Source organism: Virgibacillus sp. LDC1, assembly GCF_025792345.1.
In the GTDB taxonomy this organism is placed as follows: Bacteria; Bacillota; Bacilli; order Paenibacillales; family Paenibacillaceae; genus Paenibacillus_AQ; species Paenibacillus_AQ lautus.
This window is the reverse complement of record NZ_JAOXLZ010000002.1, coordinates 336,526-352,621: the sequence shown is the minus strand read 5'-3', so window position 1 is coordinate 352,621 and position 16,096 is coordinate 336,526. Positions and strand designations below refer to the sequence as shown.

Annotated in this window: 14 protein-coding genes; 4 read left to right on the top strand and 10 right to left on the bottom strand. The window is 48.9% G+C overall.

The annotated features are described in order from the left end of the window. Positions 1 to 6: 6 nt before the first annotated feature. Together OHJ21_RS22200 and OHJ21_RS22195 are read left to right on the top strand one after the other, a co-directional pair. On the top strand, positions 7 to 150 hold the full coding sequence (locus OHJ21_RS22200) for a hypothetical protein (RefSeq protein ID WP_326111602.1): 144 nt from the start codon (positions 7 to 9) through the stop codon (positions 148 to 150). After that, the gene (locus tag OHJ21_RS22195; RefSeq protein WP_486021164.1) at positions 143 to 1,438 is read left to right on the top strand and encodes a glycosyltransferase family 2 protein; all 1,296 of its coding nucleotides are present in this window, start codon (positions 143 to 145) and stop codon (positions 1,436 to 1,438) included. Before OHJ21_RS22200 ends, OHJ21_RS22195 begins: the two co-directional genes overlap by 8 nt. A 117-nt stretch (positions 1,439 to 1,555) precedes the next feature. On the opposite strand, the gene OHJ21_RS22190 is transcribed toward OHJ21_RS22195, so the two are convergent. Further along, a complete protein-coding gene (locus tag OHJ21_RS22190) occupies positions 1,556 to 1,783 on the bottom strand; it encodes a DUF896 domain-containing protein (RefSeq protein WP_326111604.1) in 228 nt (75 codons plus the stop codon). 329 nt (positions 1,784 to 2,112) lie between these two features. Here OHJ21_RS22190 and OHJ21_RS22185 point away from each other — a divergent pair, with 329 nt between their 5' ends. Next, positions 2,113 to 3,468: a sodium-dependent transporter gene (locus tag OHJ21_RS22185; RefSeq protein ID WP_326119579.1), complete on the top strand. Its 1,356-nt coding sequence runs from the start codon at positions 2,113 to 2,115 to the stop codon at positions 3,466 to 3,468. Positions 3,469 to 3,593: 125 nt separating this feature from the next. Here OHJ21_RS22185 and OHJ21_RS22180 read toward each other — a convergent pair whose 3' ends face one another. The 9 genes from OHJ21_RS22180 to OHJ21_RS22140 all read right to left on the bottom strand — a co-directional run bounded on the left by OHJ21_RS22180 (position 3,594) and on the right by OHJ21_RS22140 (position 14,799). After that, complete coding sequence (locus tag OHJ21_RS22180) at positions 3,594 to 4,307, bottom strand: ABC transporter permease (protein WP_394057807.1); 714 nt, start codon at positions 4,305 to 4,307, stop codon at positions 3,594 to 3,596. A gap of 8 nt (positions 4,308 to 4,315) precedes the next feature. Further along, a complete protein-coding gene (locus OHJ21_RS22175; RefSeq protein WP_326119577.1) occupies positions 4,316 to 5,164 on the bottom strand; it encodes an ABC transporter ATP-binding protein in 849 nt (282 codons plus the stop codon). A gap of 162 nt (positions 5,165 to 5,326) precedes the next feature. Further along, positions 5,327 to 6,664 (bottom strand): LytTR family transcriptional regulator DNA-binding domain-containing protein, encoded by a 1,338-nt coding sequence (locus tag OHJ21_RS22170; RefSeq protein WP_411829530.1) that lies wholly within the window; start codon positions 6,662 to 6,664, stop codon positions 5,327 to 5,329. A 550-nt stretch (positions 6,665 to 7,214) separates the two neighbouring features. After that, complete coding sequence (locus tag OHJ21_RS22165) at positions 7,215 to 8,375, bottom strand: GntR family transcriptional regulator (RefSeq protein ID WP_326111608.1); 1,161 nt, start codon at positions 8,373 to 8,375, stop codon at positions 7,215 to 7,217. Positions 8,376 to 8,649: 274 nt separating this feature from the next. Continuing rightward, positions 8,650 to 9,537, bottom strand: coding sequence for a carbohydrate ABC transporter permease (locus tag OHJ21_RS22160; protein WP_100539786.1), 888 nt, complete (start codon positions 9,535 to 9,537; stop codon positions 8,650 to 8,652). Between the two features lie 10 nt (positions 9,538 to 9,547). After that, positions 9,548 to 10,417: an ABC transporter permease gene (locus OHJ21_RS22155; RefSeq protein ID WP_243390928.1), complete on the bottom strand. Its 870-nt coding sequence runs from the start codon at positions 10,415 to 10,417 to the stop codon at positions 9,548 to 9,550. 175 nt (positions 10,418 to 10,592) lie between these two features. Then, positions 10,593 to 12,230 carry an extracellular solute-binding protein gene (locus OHJ21_RS22150; protein WP_100539785.1) on the bottom strand — a complete coding sequence of 546 codons (1,638 nt, stop codon included), beginning with the start codon at positions 12,228 to 12,230 and terminating at the stop codon, positions 10,593 to 10,595. A 198-nt stretch (positions 12,231 to 12,428) separates the two neighbouring features. Continuing rightward, entirely contained in the window at positions 12,429 to 14,078 is a 1,650-nt protein-coding gene (locus tag OHJ21_RS22145) for a sensor histidine kinase (protein WP_394057802.1), read from the bottom strand. Beyond that, a complete protein-coding gene (locus OHJ21_RS22140) occupies positions 14,047 to 14,799 on the bottom strand; it encodes a response regulator transcription factor (RefSeq protein ID WP_243390903.1) in 753 nt (250 codons plus the stop codon). The genes OHJ21_RS22145 and OHJ21_RS22140 overlap by 32 nt, the downstream gene beginning before the upstream one ends. A 235-nt stretch (positions 14,800 to 15,034) precedes the next feature. Between OHJ21_RS22140 and splB the strand changes: the two genes are divergently transcribed. After that, the gene (gene splB / locus OHJ21_RS22135; protein ID WP_326119574.1) at positions 15,035 to 16,060 is read left to right on the top strand and encodes a spore photoproduct lyase; all 1,026 of its coding nucleotides are present in this window, start codon (positions 15,035 to 15,037) and stop codon (positions 16,058 to 16,060) included. Positions 16,061 to 16,096: the final 36 nt, after the last annotated feature.

Here is a 16,096-nt window from a genome sequence, read left to right as displayed (position 1 = left end):
CGGCCGATGTCATATACCCACTGGTTTATCCCTCTGTGCATCGGGGTCAGCATCGTGTTCTCCATAGCCATCATTATTCTGACGATTGCCACCTTAAGCTTCCGTTCGAAAGTCAAACGAAAATATGATCGGGGGAGGTTCAGTGACTGACTTTTTCCTGGTCATTTCCATCATCAGTATATGGATTGCCGTGCTGGAATCGATCATTATCATGGCAGGGGCCATCGTGTTCATTCATAAACAAAACCGGCAGAAGCTGGTGAATCCGAGCAATCTGGAGGATTTTCCAACCGTGACGGTCATGGTGCCCGCGCATAACGAGGAATTGGTCATCCAGGCAACGGTAGAGCACATTCTGCAGATGAATTACCCGCATCACAAAATGCAGGTGATTGTCATCGCCGACAATTGCAAGGATCATACGGCTGATCGCTTAAGGGCGCTGAAAGCCAATGAACGTTACCGCGACCGCGACTTTCTTATTCTGGAGAGAACCGGAACCGGCGGTAAATCGGGCGCCCTGAACGACGCGCTCAAGAAGGCAACAGGCGAATGGATCTGTGTCTACGACGCGGATGCCGCACCTGAGAAAAACGCACTGTTGTTCCTGACGCAGAAGGCGATGGAGCAGCCTGAACGCTACGGGGCTGTCTTTGGCCGCAACAAGGCCCGAAACCGCGGACAGAATTTTCTGTCCCGCTGCATCAATCTGGAGCTGGTGACCATTCAGCGCGTGCATCATACCGGGTTATGGCAGCTGTTTAAGCTGGGTACCATTCCTGGCACGAACTTTATCGTGAAAACCGCGCTCATTCAGGACATCGGCGGATGGGATGAACAAGCGATCACGGAAGATACCGCGATTTCGTTCGAGATCCTGACGAGAGGCCAGCTTATTGCGCTGGCTCCGCAAGCCGAAGCTTATCAGCAGGAGCCCGAGGATCTGAAGGTATACATGAAACAGCGCGAACGCTGGGCCAAGGGCAACTACAGCGTTGTCACGGATAATATTCATCATCTGTTTGACCGGACAAGCTGGCGGATTAAGCTGCATGTGCTGTATTACGCAGCCAGTTACTTCTGGTTTATGATTGCCATTATCATCTCGGATATTATATTTGTGACCAATATCGTATATCAGATCATCGCGCTATTTAATCCGGCCGTCGTCTCTCCTTTCCGGTTTGAGGGCGATGTGTATATGTATCTCATCATCGCTTGGGCCTTAATGTATTATATTTACGTCCTACAGATCAACCTGGCGCTCGCAACGGACATTGGCCAGAGCAACACGCGCAACTTCATTCTCTCCTGCGTATCGTACTTCACCTACGCTCAGCTGTTCCTCATCATCTCCATCAAGGCCTTCTACTCCATGATCGTGGACAAGATTACGGGCAGGGAGTCCAAATGGTACAAGACGGAGCGGTTTGGATAGAGGAGCCCGACATAACTAGCTTAAAATAAAGAAGAGATCACCATGACATGGCGATCTCTTCTTCTTGTTTCATTATGCTCACCATACTGTGTAAAGGCGTTACACAGTCACGGCAATTTAATTTTCTCTCAGCTTCTTCTGCTCATTTCGAAGTTTCTCAGGTGTCACGTCGTTTCCGTCGGGATCCACGATGCTTAATCCCGAAAAGGTACTTAGCACTTGGCCGCGGATCTCACGCAGATATTCCGTGCGCAAGACTTGCTGCTCGGCTTTCTCCGCAGTCGTGAGCACGCCCTCCCGCTGTTTTTTAGCCAATTCATTAATCCGGGTTAAGCTTTTGATCATGATATCCCTCTTTCCATATGATTTTGATTTGTTGTTTATCTTAATATAAAGATATAACAATCTAAGATATTTGTCAACCCCTGCCAACTTTCATTATCATCAGGTGCATTTGTGATTTTTTCCCTACCCAAAGTCTCTTCATTTCCTTAAACTTGATGTTTAAGGTTTATTTATTTACAAATCGTGGTTAATGTTAGTATTGAAAACTTTGCATTAACAGCATAATAAACATGCAGGTCCTTATCCCTTAGGAAAAATTACTTATGCCTTTCTGGCAGAACATGAAATATAATAGAGGAACTTAACTTTAATCAACTGGGGGAACATCTATGAAATCTCAGCTCAACAACCCAGCTTCACCGGGGAAAAGTGATCGTTTTTCCTCTGCTGGATTCATTCTGGCCGCGATCGGGAGCTCTGTCGGCCTCGGAAACATGTGGAAGTTCCCTTACATTACGGGAGAACACGGCGGTGCAGCTTTCTTCCTGCTCTTCATCATCTGTCTCATCGTGATCGGTTTGCCCGTCCTGCTGGCGGAGCTTGCCATCGGACGAGCTGGCCGCGGGAGTGCCGCGACTTCCTTCGTTAAAGCGGGCGGACCGAAAGTCTTCGGGCATCTTGGATTGCTCCAGGTTATTGCGCCGTTTCTCATTCTGACCTTCTATGTCATTGTGGCAGGCTGGACGCTTCATTATGCCGTCATGTCGTTTAGCGGCAATCTGTACAACAACACCGATTTCGGTGGTCAATTTACTACGTTTACGCAAGGCTACATGCCGATTGTATGGCAATTCGCCGCTATTATTATTACCGGGTTGGTTGTAGCCAAAGGAATCTCCGGAGGGATCGAGAAATTCAACAAAGTTCTGATTCCCGGCCTGATCATCCTGTTGATCGTGTTAATGATCCGTGCGGTAACCTTGCCAGGAGCCGGCGCAGGCGTATCCTTCTTCTTGAATCCTGACTTCTCGAAGCTGAGCCCGGAAGCGGCACTGGTCGCGCTGGGACATGCCTTCTTCTCCCTCTCACTGGGGATGGGGATTCTGTTGACCTACGGGGCTTATGTTGATAAACGGCAATCTCTGGGGCCGGCTACCCTGGCCATCGGTGCTGGCGACCTGATTTATGCGTTTATTGCCGGGCTCATTATATTCCCGACAACCGCTTCCTTCGGGATTGAGCCAGATGCCGGACCTTCTCTTGTCTTCATTGCCTTGCCGGCGGCCTTCTCGGCCATGCCGCTGGGTGCTTTTTTCGGGGGATTGTTCTTCATTCTGCTAGCCATCGCCGCATTAACCTCCTCCGTTTCACTGCTGGAGGTCCCAACCTCGTATGTCATGGACCGCTGGCATTGGGGACGCACGAAATCCGTAGTCGTTATTAGCGCGCTGGTTATGCTGATCGGTCTACCCTCTGCGTTGTCATTCGGCATCGTACCTGGGCTTACCGATATCGGCGGTAAAAACTTCTTCGATTGGCTGGATTTCATCACATCCAACATTCTGCTTCCGGTCGGAGGTCTGATCACCACCATCTTTGCAGGATACTTCTGGAAGAAGGCGGCAGATGCCGCTGGACTGAAAGCCGGCTGGTTCCGGGTATGGCTGTTCATGCTCCGTTATATCGCGCCAGTACTCGTATTTTTGGTGCTGCTTCATACCACCGGCGTGATCAAGTTCGATTAATTAGCAGCCAAGGCAATCTCATCGTCCATACGGGGGCGAATGGGGTTGCCTTTTTTCGTATCCACTGCATGTAAAAAGCCGCAGGGAGAACCATCGTCTCCCTCGCGGCTTATGGTTTGAGCAGACTACTTATCGAACCGTTTCCGGCTGTACACCGCTGCAGCGGCAGCGATCGAGATGACCATCCATCCGGCGCAAATCAGCAAATCTTTGGTCATTACGCCCACAGCTTCTCCTCTGCTGACACTTCCCATCACGTCGATAAACTTCTGCGTAGGCAAATAGTTTACGAAGCTCATCATGAATTCGCTGTCTAACATGGGAGCGAACATCGGGCCCATAACGAAGATAATGAGAACCGGTAAACCGATGATGGAGGACTCTTGTACGTTACGCGACATCAAACCGATGATTAACCCCAGCGCAATGAACATGATAAGCGAGATGAGAATCAGCAGGGACGGAATTCCCCAGCTCACCTCTGGCACTTCCGAGACGGCCACCGAAGCGATCACAGCGATCAATGTTAATACGAAAGTAAGAAAGCTTTTACCCATCAGAATCTCGGTTGTACTTGCAGGCGAGAGCATCAATACGCGCAGGGTGTGCTTCTCCTTCTCTTCCGCGACCATCATCGCCAGCACAAACGCGCCTGTCATCGATAAGGCGAGCAAAATCGGGAAGCTCAATATCATCATGTCATCGCCTGTTGTACCATTGGCCCCCATTCTACTGAACAGGAAGGCAAACAGGATCGGCATTCCCATCATCAATAGAATTTGCGGGTTACGGATACTATCTTTCCACTCTTTATTTATAATGGCTTGCAGTCTCTTCATGGAAAAGGTCATTGCAATTCCCTCCCTGTCATTTGTACAAAAATATCGCCTAACGTAGGTTCATTCGAATGGATCGATAATAGCTTGCCTTCTTGCATCCATTGCCCAATGCGCTGCGCACTCTCTTCACTCTGCTGCAGCACCAGCTTGCCCTCACCTTCTACCAGAACCGTCATCGATTGATCGGCATGCGCCAGACGCAGCTGCTGCGGGGTATCAATCGCTTTGATCACGCCATCATGGATAAAGGCTACACGATCACACAGACTCTCCGCTTCCATCATGTTATGGGTTGTCAGAAAAATGGTGGTCCCTTCCCGATTCAATTTCCGCAATCCCTCATGAATATGCAGGGCATTGGCCGGGTCTAACGCCGACGTAGGCTCGTCCAGGAACAAGAGGTCCGGCTTGTGAAGAATGGCGCGTGCCAGCATCACTCGTTGCTTCATCCCTTTTGAGAGCTTCTTCACCATCGTTTGACGGTCATTGGCTAGATTGACCTCTTCCAGTACTTCGGCAATCCGTTTCAATTCCACATCGTACAACTTGCAGAACAGTTCCAGATTGTCTTGGATGGTGAGTCTTTCATATAAAGCGCTGTTATCGGTCAATATCCCGATCCGGCGCTTATGGTTGGCATCATTCATTTTATGGATAGGTTGACCGAATACTTTAACGGTGCCGGAGGTTGGAAGCAGTTGGGAAGTCAAAATTTTTACCGTCGTTGTTTTGCCCGATCCGCTAGGACCCAGGAATCCGAATATTTCGCCCTGATTAATATGAAATTGGATATGCTGTAACGCACTCTTGTTTCCGAATGCCTTCAGCAGCTGATTGACTTCAATGATTGGTTGCATGCTTGATCCATCCCTTCGGGTTTTCGTTATCGCCTTACACACTTCATGTTATGGCAACGCCAGAAAAGCCGCATTATATAAGGGATGAAAGGAGTATATCTGCCATTGAAACCTGCGATTTCTCCCTTGAACGGAGCAGCAATTCGGATGAACAAACCGCAATTAAATGCCAATGATCTTCTTTAATTCATCATATTTACTCTTGGATAGCGGAATAGAGCTCTTGGTTTGGTCGTCCAGGATTAAGCTGTAGCTGTTCCGTGTCCATGTGATGACTTCGCGGACCTTCTGAAGATTTACCAGGTACGAGCGGTGACAACGATAAAAACCAAAACCTTTGAGTCTCCCTTCCAGATCGCTTAACGACATGGAACAGGCATAGGTCCCTTGAAGAACATGCAGATTCGCGACACCTTCATGACTCTCGATATAATCAATCTCCGTCGGATCAAACAGAATGAGCTTGTCTCCCACCTTGGCCGGAATCTTCTCAAAACGCATGGGCTGGACAAAAACAGGGACCTGGCTTCCCGCTGGCTCCGATTGTGAGTCTAGATCTACCGCCCCGACACTGGCGCCGGTTTCGGTAGACAACGATTTATCAGGTGAAGCGCTTATCTCGGCGTCTTCCGGCTTCGTTTCCATACCGGATTCCATCTCTGCTGTTGTATTAGGCCTAATCAACGTGACTTGGTTTTCTGCTTCTTCCGATTGAGTCTTCGCAAAAACCTCAGCGGATATGAAGTTTTTAGTAACGGAATCAGCTGCAGTGGGTGTACTTACCTGCTTCCCTACCATTGAAATAACTGGCTCTCTATCTCTATTTCTATCGTTTGGGTTAAGGAGATTTTGTTCTTCTTCCGCCGTCTCCAGCTTCTTAAATCCGGAATGGCTATATAAGTACACATCATTGGTCATGGAAATGGCTTGTTCCAGAACCATTGTCGTAATAATGATCGCTGTGCCTTCCTCCATCAGAGCCGGTATTAGATTGCGAATGATATAACTTGTCTCAAGATCGACGTTCTGCTCCGGATCTTCCATGAATAGAACCTGCGGATTATGTACGAGTGCGCGTGCGATAGACAATCGGCGCACTTCTGATGAAGTCAGCCGCGACACTCGGCTATCCCGCTTCTCTGCAAGTCCTAGCCGCTGCAATAACAGGTCCGTATCCAGCTCCGCCTCGTAGAGACGAGCGTAAAATTGAAGGAATTCGCTAACCTTCAGTCGCTCATAAGCTGTATCGGACAAAAGTTGAATCCCTATTTTCCTTCTAATGTCGCGTGTATTATGGGGGGTCAGCGCCTCTCCGTGAATCCATATGGAACCCTCAGATATCGACGTCTGCCCGATCATGGCGAGTAATAATTGATGTCCTAATTCATGATTACATTGAATAACAACGCATTGACCTGCTGTCACTTCAAGGTCGATATGCGGAATTAATACGGTACTGCCGGATGTCTTCTGCACGTGTCGTAGCTGTACTACACTCATCTGATTTGATATCCCCCTAGAATGTTGTTCCAACAGTACTATTTTAGTGGAATGATTTGGCTGAAACTACTATTTGTTTCGGATAATTCGCTAGCAGATGCTATTTCCCGAGAAATAATGACAAGTGATGTAGACATAGGATTGAGATTTGTATGGATATTTTTGCATAGCAAAATAGTTCGTGTGTATTTAAGTTGATCGTATAATCTACAGTCACCCAGTTAATATATCAATATATAAAACAAATGTTATGTCTGAATTCTGCGTCTCCGCATAATATCTAATCCGCATTCATTTAGAAAAAAGAACAAAAAAACATGCACTCACTTATCCGTGAGCGCATGGCTTGTACTTGTTCATCTATAGTGGAAAAAGGATAAAACTGCCGTATTCCTGCATCCGGTTCAGATTCAGTATTCAGCTATGCATCGTCTTCGAAATCAAATTTCAATCAGGCGATATGGCGGTATCAGGTGGATTACGTTCGATCTTGCTATCCATGCATATGTTGACGCGCTTCACCGCACAGAGGTTTAGACAAGGTCACTGGTTATTTCTTTACAGGCCCGGTAGATGCACCAACCACCAATTCCGCCGGCAATCGCTTCTCAACGGCTACATCATCGTGATTCATGATGCCCAGTACCGTCTCGATCGCCAGCCTCCCCATCCCTTCCTCGTTCTGCCGCATATGGGTAAACAAATAACCCTCGCCGATATTTAGCTGCGGACTGTCGAAGCATATGATGGATACATCCTCCGGCACCCGCAGACCGAGGCGCTCGGCCGCAACCTTGGCCAGCAAAGCAATGTTATATTCGATCGCAAAAAAGGCAGTAATCGAAGGGTGATCCTGCAGATGCTGCACGATCCGCTGGATTTCACGTTCAATATTGCTCTCATGGAAGGCATTGGGCAAAGTGGCCGTCACATCGCTAATCCAGATTTCCTTATCAAACGCGATGCCCCGGGCGGCATGAGCCTGCACGAACCCTTCAATCCGTTCTTCAACCGCTGTCGTATCTCTCGGTGGAGGAGACAGCAGGGAAATATGACGGTGACCCAAATCGAATAAATGCTCCACCGCCTGCACGGCTGCCTCAAGATTATCTGTACTAATGGAAGCCGCTGCGACTCCCTTCAGCTTGCGATCAATCAGGACAAGCGGGAAACGGGCAATGACCATCTTTAATATTTCAGCATTGAAATATTCCCCCTGAGCGGGAAATACAATGAGTCCGTTCACGCCGAGATTACGCAGCTTCTGAATGGATAATTCCTCATTATCCTGGTCTCCAAACGTTCTGCGCAGCACCAGAAAGCAGTCATTCTCCCTCGAATACTGCTCCATGCTGTAGACCAGGCGTGTTCCGTAGCTTGAAGAAAAGTCCGTAATGACAAGACCGATCATCTTCTCCCGGCTGGCCCCTGCAGCATCTGCGCTCTCGGAGGAGAATGGTTCTCTGTGCACCACAGGCTCATCCGGATCGGCTACGAACGATCCCTTTCCCGGCTTGCGTACAATCACGCCTTCGGCCGCCAGCAGGTCCAATGCTTTTTTGCTTGTGATTCGACTAACTCCGTATTCATCCGCGAGTTCCTTCTCCGAAGGGACTTTATCGCCTATCCGAAAAATATGGGTTGAGATCTTTCGCTTCATCTCATTAAAAATTTGTTCATACATCGGCTTCGTGGAAGCTGCATCTTTCAAATTGATATCCCTCCAACGGTACTCCAAAACCTGCTAATTTATATAACAATATAACATGATATATTTAAATTGTCCATGTTGAACGGATACCACTTACAAATTAAATGCAATCTGAACAGTCTTAACCATGACAAAACAGCGCCGAAGGATGGTCTTTCGCCGGAAAGACTCATGCTAAGGGCGCTGTCTCTGTCGACTACCTAATTCATTTTGCCGATGCTGGATGTACCCGCTCAAACAGAGCACGCCAATAAGGCTGACCGGCTGAGCTGTTCTATTCCTTCACAGCCCCCAGAACGATTCCGTGGATTAAGTAACGCTGCAGAAACGGATAAATGAGCAGAATTGGAATCATGGAAACCAGAATTTTGGCCGAGTTCAGGGTCGTGTTGGAAATTTTATTGAACTGCTGCAGCTGTTCGACCGAGAGATTCTGCATCTGGTCACGCGTCAGACTGAGCTGCTGCAGATAGGTTTGAAGCGGTATTTTTTCGCTGTCATTGATCAGGATGATTCCGTCAAAGAAGTTGTTCCAGTGACCGACGATGACAAACAGGGTAATGGTCGCCAGACTGGGCATGGAGATCGGGATAAAGATCTTGAGCAGGATTTTCAGCGGACCGGCACCATCAATGAATGCGGCCTCCTCCAGCTCCTTCGGAATGCCCTTGAAGAAGTTCATCAGGAGAATCACGTTGAAGACAGGAACCGCACCCGGCAGAACCAGTGCCCAGATGCTGTTGATCAACCCCAGCTTGCTGATCACCATATACCAGGGAACGATCCCGCCGCTGAAGAGCATCGTAAACACGATAATCCACATATATTGGTTTCTCGATCGGAACTGCGTGACGCTCCGCGACAACGGATAGGCCATGAGGATGGTCAAAATCATGTTGATCGCGCCCCCAAGCAGCACCCGTTCCACGGATATGAGAAACGCCTTCCAAAACTTCGTGTCATTCAATATCTGCCCGTAGGATGAGAAGTTCAGCTCCACCGGAAAAAAGTAGACCTTGCCAGCATTAACAGCCGTGCTGCTGCTGACAGACACCATAATCGTATTGACTATGGGAGCCAGCGACACAAATGTAATCAGAACGAGCGCGAGCATAATCATCAGGCGGGATAGCCTTGAGCCCAGCGTTTTGGATTGAATCATGCTAACCCTCCTAGAAAATCCTGTACCCCGCATACCTCGAGGCCAGCCTGTAGGATATAACAATCAGAATAAAGCTGATGACCGATTTCATCAGTCCGATCGCCGTTGCGAACGAATACTGCATATTGATCAGACCCATGCGGTACACAAACGTATCGATAATATCACCCGTCTCATATACCAGCGGATTATACAGGTTGAACACCTGGTCAAATCCCGCATTCAGCACATTGCCGAGACTTAGCGTGCCCAGCAGGATGATCGTCGGAAACATGCCCGGCAGCGTGATATTCAGCGTCTGCTTCCAGCGGCTTGCGCCGTCCATTGCGGCCGATTCATACAAAGCCGGGTTAATCGCCGTCAACGCAGCCAAATACACAATCGTCCCGTATCCGAATTCCTTCCAGGTATCCGTCACGATGAGCAGCGGCCTGAACCAGTCGTTGCTTGCCAGAAACATGATCCGCTCCAGCCCCAGAAACTCAAGGAAATTGTTAATCATGCCGTCAAAGGAAAAGATCATGGTCAGCATCGTACCCAAGACCACCCATGACATAAAATGCGGCAAATACACGATGGTTTGAATCGTGCTTTTGAAGAGCTTCAGACGCACCTCATTAAGCAGCAGGGCGAACACGATCGGTACAATCAATCCGAGAACAATCTTCCCGACCGCGATGACCAGCGTATTCACAAAAATCTGTTTGGCATCCGGCAGTTGAAACATATACGTGAAATTGTCGAGTCCTGCCCATGCGGAGCCGAATATCCCTTTTGCAGGGATGAACTTTTGAAAAGCCATGACCACCCCGAACATTGGTACAATCGAGAAAATGAACAGCATGACCATGCCGGGCAGCAGCATCGCATGGTAGGTCATTTCGTCAAAGGTTCTTCGTTTCTTTTTCCTCCGGTATCGTACTTCCCGCTCTGAATTGACGGTTGTTTCCACTGCGCTCCACCTCCATCATGTCCCTGTCAGGACAGGCCTTATCGAATGAAAAGCCCGCGCGGATGACCACCAATAGCCCTCCGCGCCAAGGCTCCTGCTTTCCTTATCTGCTGCTCATCTGGTTGACCTCTTCCGTAATCTCATCGCCGCCGGTACGCTTCCAGGTGTCCACAAACTTATCGAATTCATCAACGGGGGCTTGGCCCATGATGATTTTCAATATCGTCTCTTCTTCGAGCTTTTGGAGGTTGGCCCACTTCAGCTTCATCGTCTCGGTGGTTCCGTAGAAGCCTGCAGGAATCACTTCCAGATTCGGATTGTTCGCTTCGCGTTGACCCTCGATACGTGAGAGGTATTCGCCATAGGTGTTCACATCGACGGCATTGCCTTTCTCCTTAAACTCCTGATATGCCTTGAAGGATACCACCCTGTCCTCCTGAACGGCCGAAGCATCCCCGGATTGATCCGCCTTCATCAGATCGTCGTAATAACGCTTCAACACGTCGTCATAATCCACTTGCATCGGAATTTGCGTCGGATCATTGTTCCAACGACTGGCATCGGTCAGCATCTCGTCCGGATGCTCTTTCTTGTAGTTGATTGCATCATCCGTTAAGGAGTACAGGAAATCCGTAGTCAGATTGACCGACTTCATGATCGCTTCGGGATGGGCAAAATCCTTCTTCACCACGACGATACCGCCGCCCACCGGATCCTGACGGATCGTTTTGAATTTGCCGTTCTCGTCTACCGGTGCCGATACGGCAACCCAGACAGCATCGGGATCCTGCTTGATCGAGTCCTTGTAGTTGGTGTAGCCGATCCACCATGGATTAAACAGCATGCCTACCTGACCGTTGATCACAAGCGCTTCCTTCTCTTCATTCGACCGGACGGCGAACTGTTTATCTATCAAACCTTCCTTGTACATGGCGCTCAGCTCCGTCAGCGCCTGCTTCATCTCGGGCTGAACCGATCCATATACGACCTGGCCGTCCTTCTCGATCCAGTTCATCGGAAAGGCGCCATGCGCAGCGAATACCGGCGTAAAGTTCATGGCGTTGGAATCCATCACCATTCCGACCGTCTTGCCTGTTCCCGAGGCGTCCTTTTCCACGAATGTTCTGGCGAGGTTCCATACGTCCTCGACGGATTCCGGCATCTTCGCGCCGACTTTATCCACCCAGTCCTTCCGAACCCACAGCAGCTGGTGCTGGTTGCCGATATTCGTCATCGGAAGGCCCATGATTTTACCGTCGACCTTCACCTGGTTCAGCAGCAAGTCGCCATAGGAAGCGTAGATATTCTTGACCCCGTCGGATGCGGTTTTCTCGTACACCTCCGTCATATCGGCAATCAGGTCATTATCCACCAGCTGGTTGAAAATATCGCGGCTGACCAGCATAACGTCCGGCAGATCGCCCGTTGTCATCGATAACGAGAGCTTCTGATCCATATCGTCCGTCTCCCAAGCCACCTTGGCTTTCACGTTCACCCGGTCCTCCACGTATCGGGTAGCCAAATTGTCCTCAATCGTATCGCCTGGTGGCAGGTTGTTCACATGATTGGTATTCCGGCCGATCGTAAATTCCACCGGTGTCTCATATTTTCCGTAAGGCTCATAATCCTGCTCTGAAATTTCCGGCTGCGCGTTATCACTCTTGCCCCCGCCGCAGCCGCTGAATACGACCAGCATCATGCAGCCGAGCAGCAGAGAAGCCATCTTTCTGCGTTTGTTCATCCTGTCATCCCCTTTTTTCTTGTTTTGGTTGATAATCAAATTGTATGCGGTTTCAAAATTGGCGTATATGCAACATTTTTTGGATATGTATCACTTTTTTCATGACCTTCTTGTTCTCCACTTCAAACTACAAAAAAAGCGGCTGCCTCAGCACACCGCTTTCATGACCAATGCTATGGACGGAATAACGCTCGCTGTTCAGGAAGCCGGAATGACCATCGATACTTCCGTTCCGCTGCCTGACTCACTATGAATATCGAGTCCGTAATCCTGTCCGTAATACAGCTTGATCCGGTCATTCACGTTCCGAACACCGCAGCCCCCGCTCTCTCCGGCCAGCAGCCTCGCCGCCTGCACGGGAGTCATGCCCACCCCGTTATCGCTGACGATTAGTTTAATTCCCCCTTCGACCTGGCTGACCCCAATGTGGATCTGGTAATCTGCCCCTCTGGCCTCCACAAATCCGTGTTTGATGGCATTCTCCACAATCGGCTGCAGAATAAAATGGATGACCTCGGTATGCAACACTCTCTCATCAATATGATAATCGACGTCAAACCGCCCATCATTCATAATAAGCTGCAAATCCAGGTAAGCCTTGATGTGCTGCACCTCATCCTTGATCGTTGCCATATGCCTCCCCTGATTCAGCGTCGTTCTATAGAACCGGGCCAATGCCGATACCATATAACTCGTTTCGATATCCGCCTTCTTCTCGGCCCTCCACCGGATAAAGGAGAGGGTGTTGTATAGGAAGTGCGGATTAATCTGATTGATCAGCTTGTTATATTCGCTTTCCCTCTTGGCGATTTCGGCTTGATACACCTGGGAGATAAGGCTGTTGATCCGTTTCAGCATTTTGCCGATGCCGTTGGTCAGCTCACCGAATTCATCCCTGGACGAGCTTTGGATAATGACATCCAGATTGTTCTGCTCCACCTTATCTACTTTGTTCTTGATATGGATAATTCTGCGCGTGAAATTGTTGGAGATCACATAAATGAGCAGGAAGGTAATGATCAAGCTGAGGATCATGACAAACAATGTAATTTGAAAAATACCGAGCGCATTGGCGTACGCATTCGTGTTCAGCAAATGGTAGTGAACCGTCCAGCCATTGTTAGCGAGTGATCGGCTTAGGCTCAGCCCGCTCGGCTCCCCATCCTCCAAACCGGCAGATGCATCCGGCGCCTTGCTTTCCTTGAATATCACCCGCTGCTCAGCATCCTCGATATGAACCGCCACATGCTCCGACAGCTTGTCCAGGTCTGCAAAGATGCTGTCATGCTGAATGGAAATGACCATGAAATTGCTATCCTTCGGATTGCTGATCAGCTCCTGAACGAGATAAAGCTTCTCCCCGTCCACAATCCAGCGCCTGCCCCGAAATCCGTCATACCAAGACTTGCTCTTAAGATCCCCGATCGGCAAAATATTGTCGCGAATCCCCAGCAGCTCACCGGATGTATAAAAGGTAATGGCCTCAATATCCTCGTCCATCAGCCGGATGTTCGAGATCAACGGCTCCAGGATATCCCGGAAATCCAGGTACATGTTAAAATAGTTCTCTTCGTAATCCTTAATGAAAATTTGGGATAAATCCCGATTCAGCACCATGAACTCGCTCAGCGTATTATACCGGTTAATCTTGTAATCCATAATGTTCGCCACCTGCTCCAGGCTGGCTTCGGCCTCGCTCCGCAGTTCCTTCATCTGAATGCGATAGGACTGAATGAAGGAGAGCAGCCCGAGCAGAAGAATGGGAATGAGTGCAATCACCAAGTGGGACAGCAGCAGTTTGTTGCGGAACCTGATATCATTGAACTTGTTCTTGATCCACCCGATCATGGAGCACCCCGCACTCTCTATACTGTATCGGACTCACGCCGAACTTGCTTTTGAACAGCTTGGCAAAGTAGGAATGGTTATCGATGCCAACCGCTACAGCGATATCATTGACCTTCATATTGGAATTCTGGAGCAGATGGCTTGCCCGCCGCAAGCGGTAATCGGTCAAATACTTCGAGAAGTTCTCGCCGGTCTCTTTCTTGAACAAAATACTTAAATACCCCGGGGACAGATATACATCATGGGCTGCATCCGACAACGAAATGTCCCGCTGGTAATGATCCTTCACATAATCCTTGACCTGAAGGATAACCTTGGATTCCAACGACTCCTGCTGGTAGTCCCCTCCATAAGGGCTGATCTGGGTAATGTCCTCCATCACCTCCAGAAACTCCTCCCTGACCAGCGGCTTCAGCAAGTAATTTACCACGCCCAGCCGGATGGCGCTGCGGGCATATTCAAATTCGTCATAACCACTGCAAATGACAATCTTTAGATCCTGCTGCATCTTTCGGGCTTGTTTGCTTAGCGCAAGTCCGTCCATCAGAGGCATTCTAACGTCGGTGATGAGGATATCAATCGCATTTTCCACCAGAATCCGCTCCGCGCTCATTCCGTTCTCGGCCTCCAATACTTGAAAGGGGAAGCGGTACTGAGAGATCAAATCCTTAATGCCTTCTCTTTGAACGGACTCATCGTCAACAACAAGAACATTAAACATCATGAAATCTCCTTTGCATATGAAAAGTATGGGAAATCATACAGGAAAATATAGGTTGTTATAAATGGTATGCCTGTTATGTCGTAGTATATCATAGAATCCGGAAAGGGCTTTCATAATCATGCTTAAGCCTGCTTATCCGTTTCCCCTTTGGATAACTTGAACTATGCATGATCATCACGACGGTTGCCAATCCTATACATCATATTCTTTATTTAGCGGGGAGGGAGATTATTTGGAGCGTTTTGACCCGGAACTGGTCTTTTTTGAGCCGGACGCGTTGGAGTATCCGCTTGGAAAGAAGCTGTATGCATGGTTTGAAGAATTAGGTACCCCCATTAAAATGACGACCTCTCATAATAGGGTGACCGGCATTCCAGGAGAATCGGAAACTGAAAAATACCGCAACGCCAAGAGAACGCTGGTTGTCGGGATCAGGAAAACATTGGACTTCGATACCTCCAAGCCGTCAGCGGAATATGCCATCCCGCTAACCACAGGATGTGCGGGACATTGTCATTACTGCTACCTGCAAACGACGATGAGCTCGAAACCCTATGTGCGGATTTACGTGAACCTGGATCAAATCCTGGATAAAGCAAAGGCCTATATCGCGGATCGGGCCCCGGAGATTACGCGTTTCGAAGCTGCTTGCACGGGGGATCCCGTATCGCTTGAGCATTTGACCGGAGCACTTGCCTATTACATTGAATTTATGGCCAAGCAGGAATATGGCCGACTGCGATTCGTGACGAAGTTCGCCAACATCGATTCCCTTCTGAATATCGATCACGGCGGCCATACCAGGGTCCGCTTCTCCATCAATTCCGATTATGTCATCCGTTATTTCGAGCCGGGCACCTCTTCCTTCGAAGAACGGATTGAAGCCGCGGGCAAAATTGCCGAAGCCGGATATCCGTTAGGTTTCATCATTGCCCCGATCGTCAAATATGACGGATGGCAAGAGGGATACTGGCATTTGTTAGAGAAGCTTCATGAGCGATTAAGCCATGTGGAGGTAGAGGATCTAACGTTCGAGCTCATTCAACACCGCTTTACCAAAACGGCCAAAAACACCATATTAAAGCGTTACCCCAAAACCAAACTGAATATGGACGAGGAAGATCGGCAGTTAAAATGGGGAAGGTACGGAAAGTTTAAATATGTCTATAAGGCCGAAACCGTCGAGGAATTCCAGCAGTTGTTCGAGAAGGGGATCCAAGAATATTTCCCTCGTGCGAAAATTGCCTATTTTGTTTAATTGCAGAGACTTGAGGGGCCCAGGCGGTTATTATAT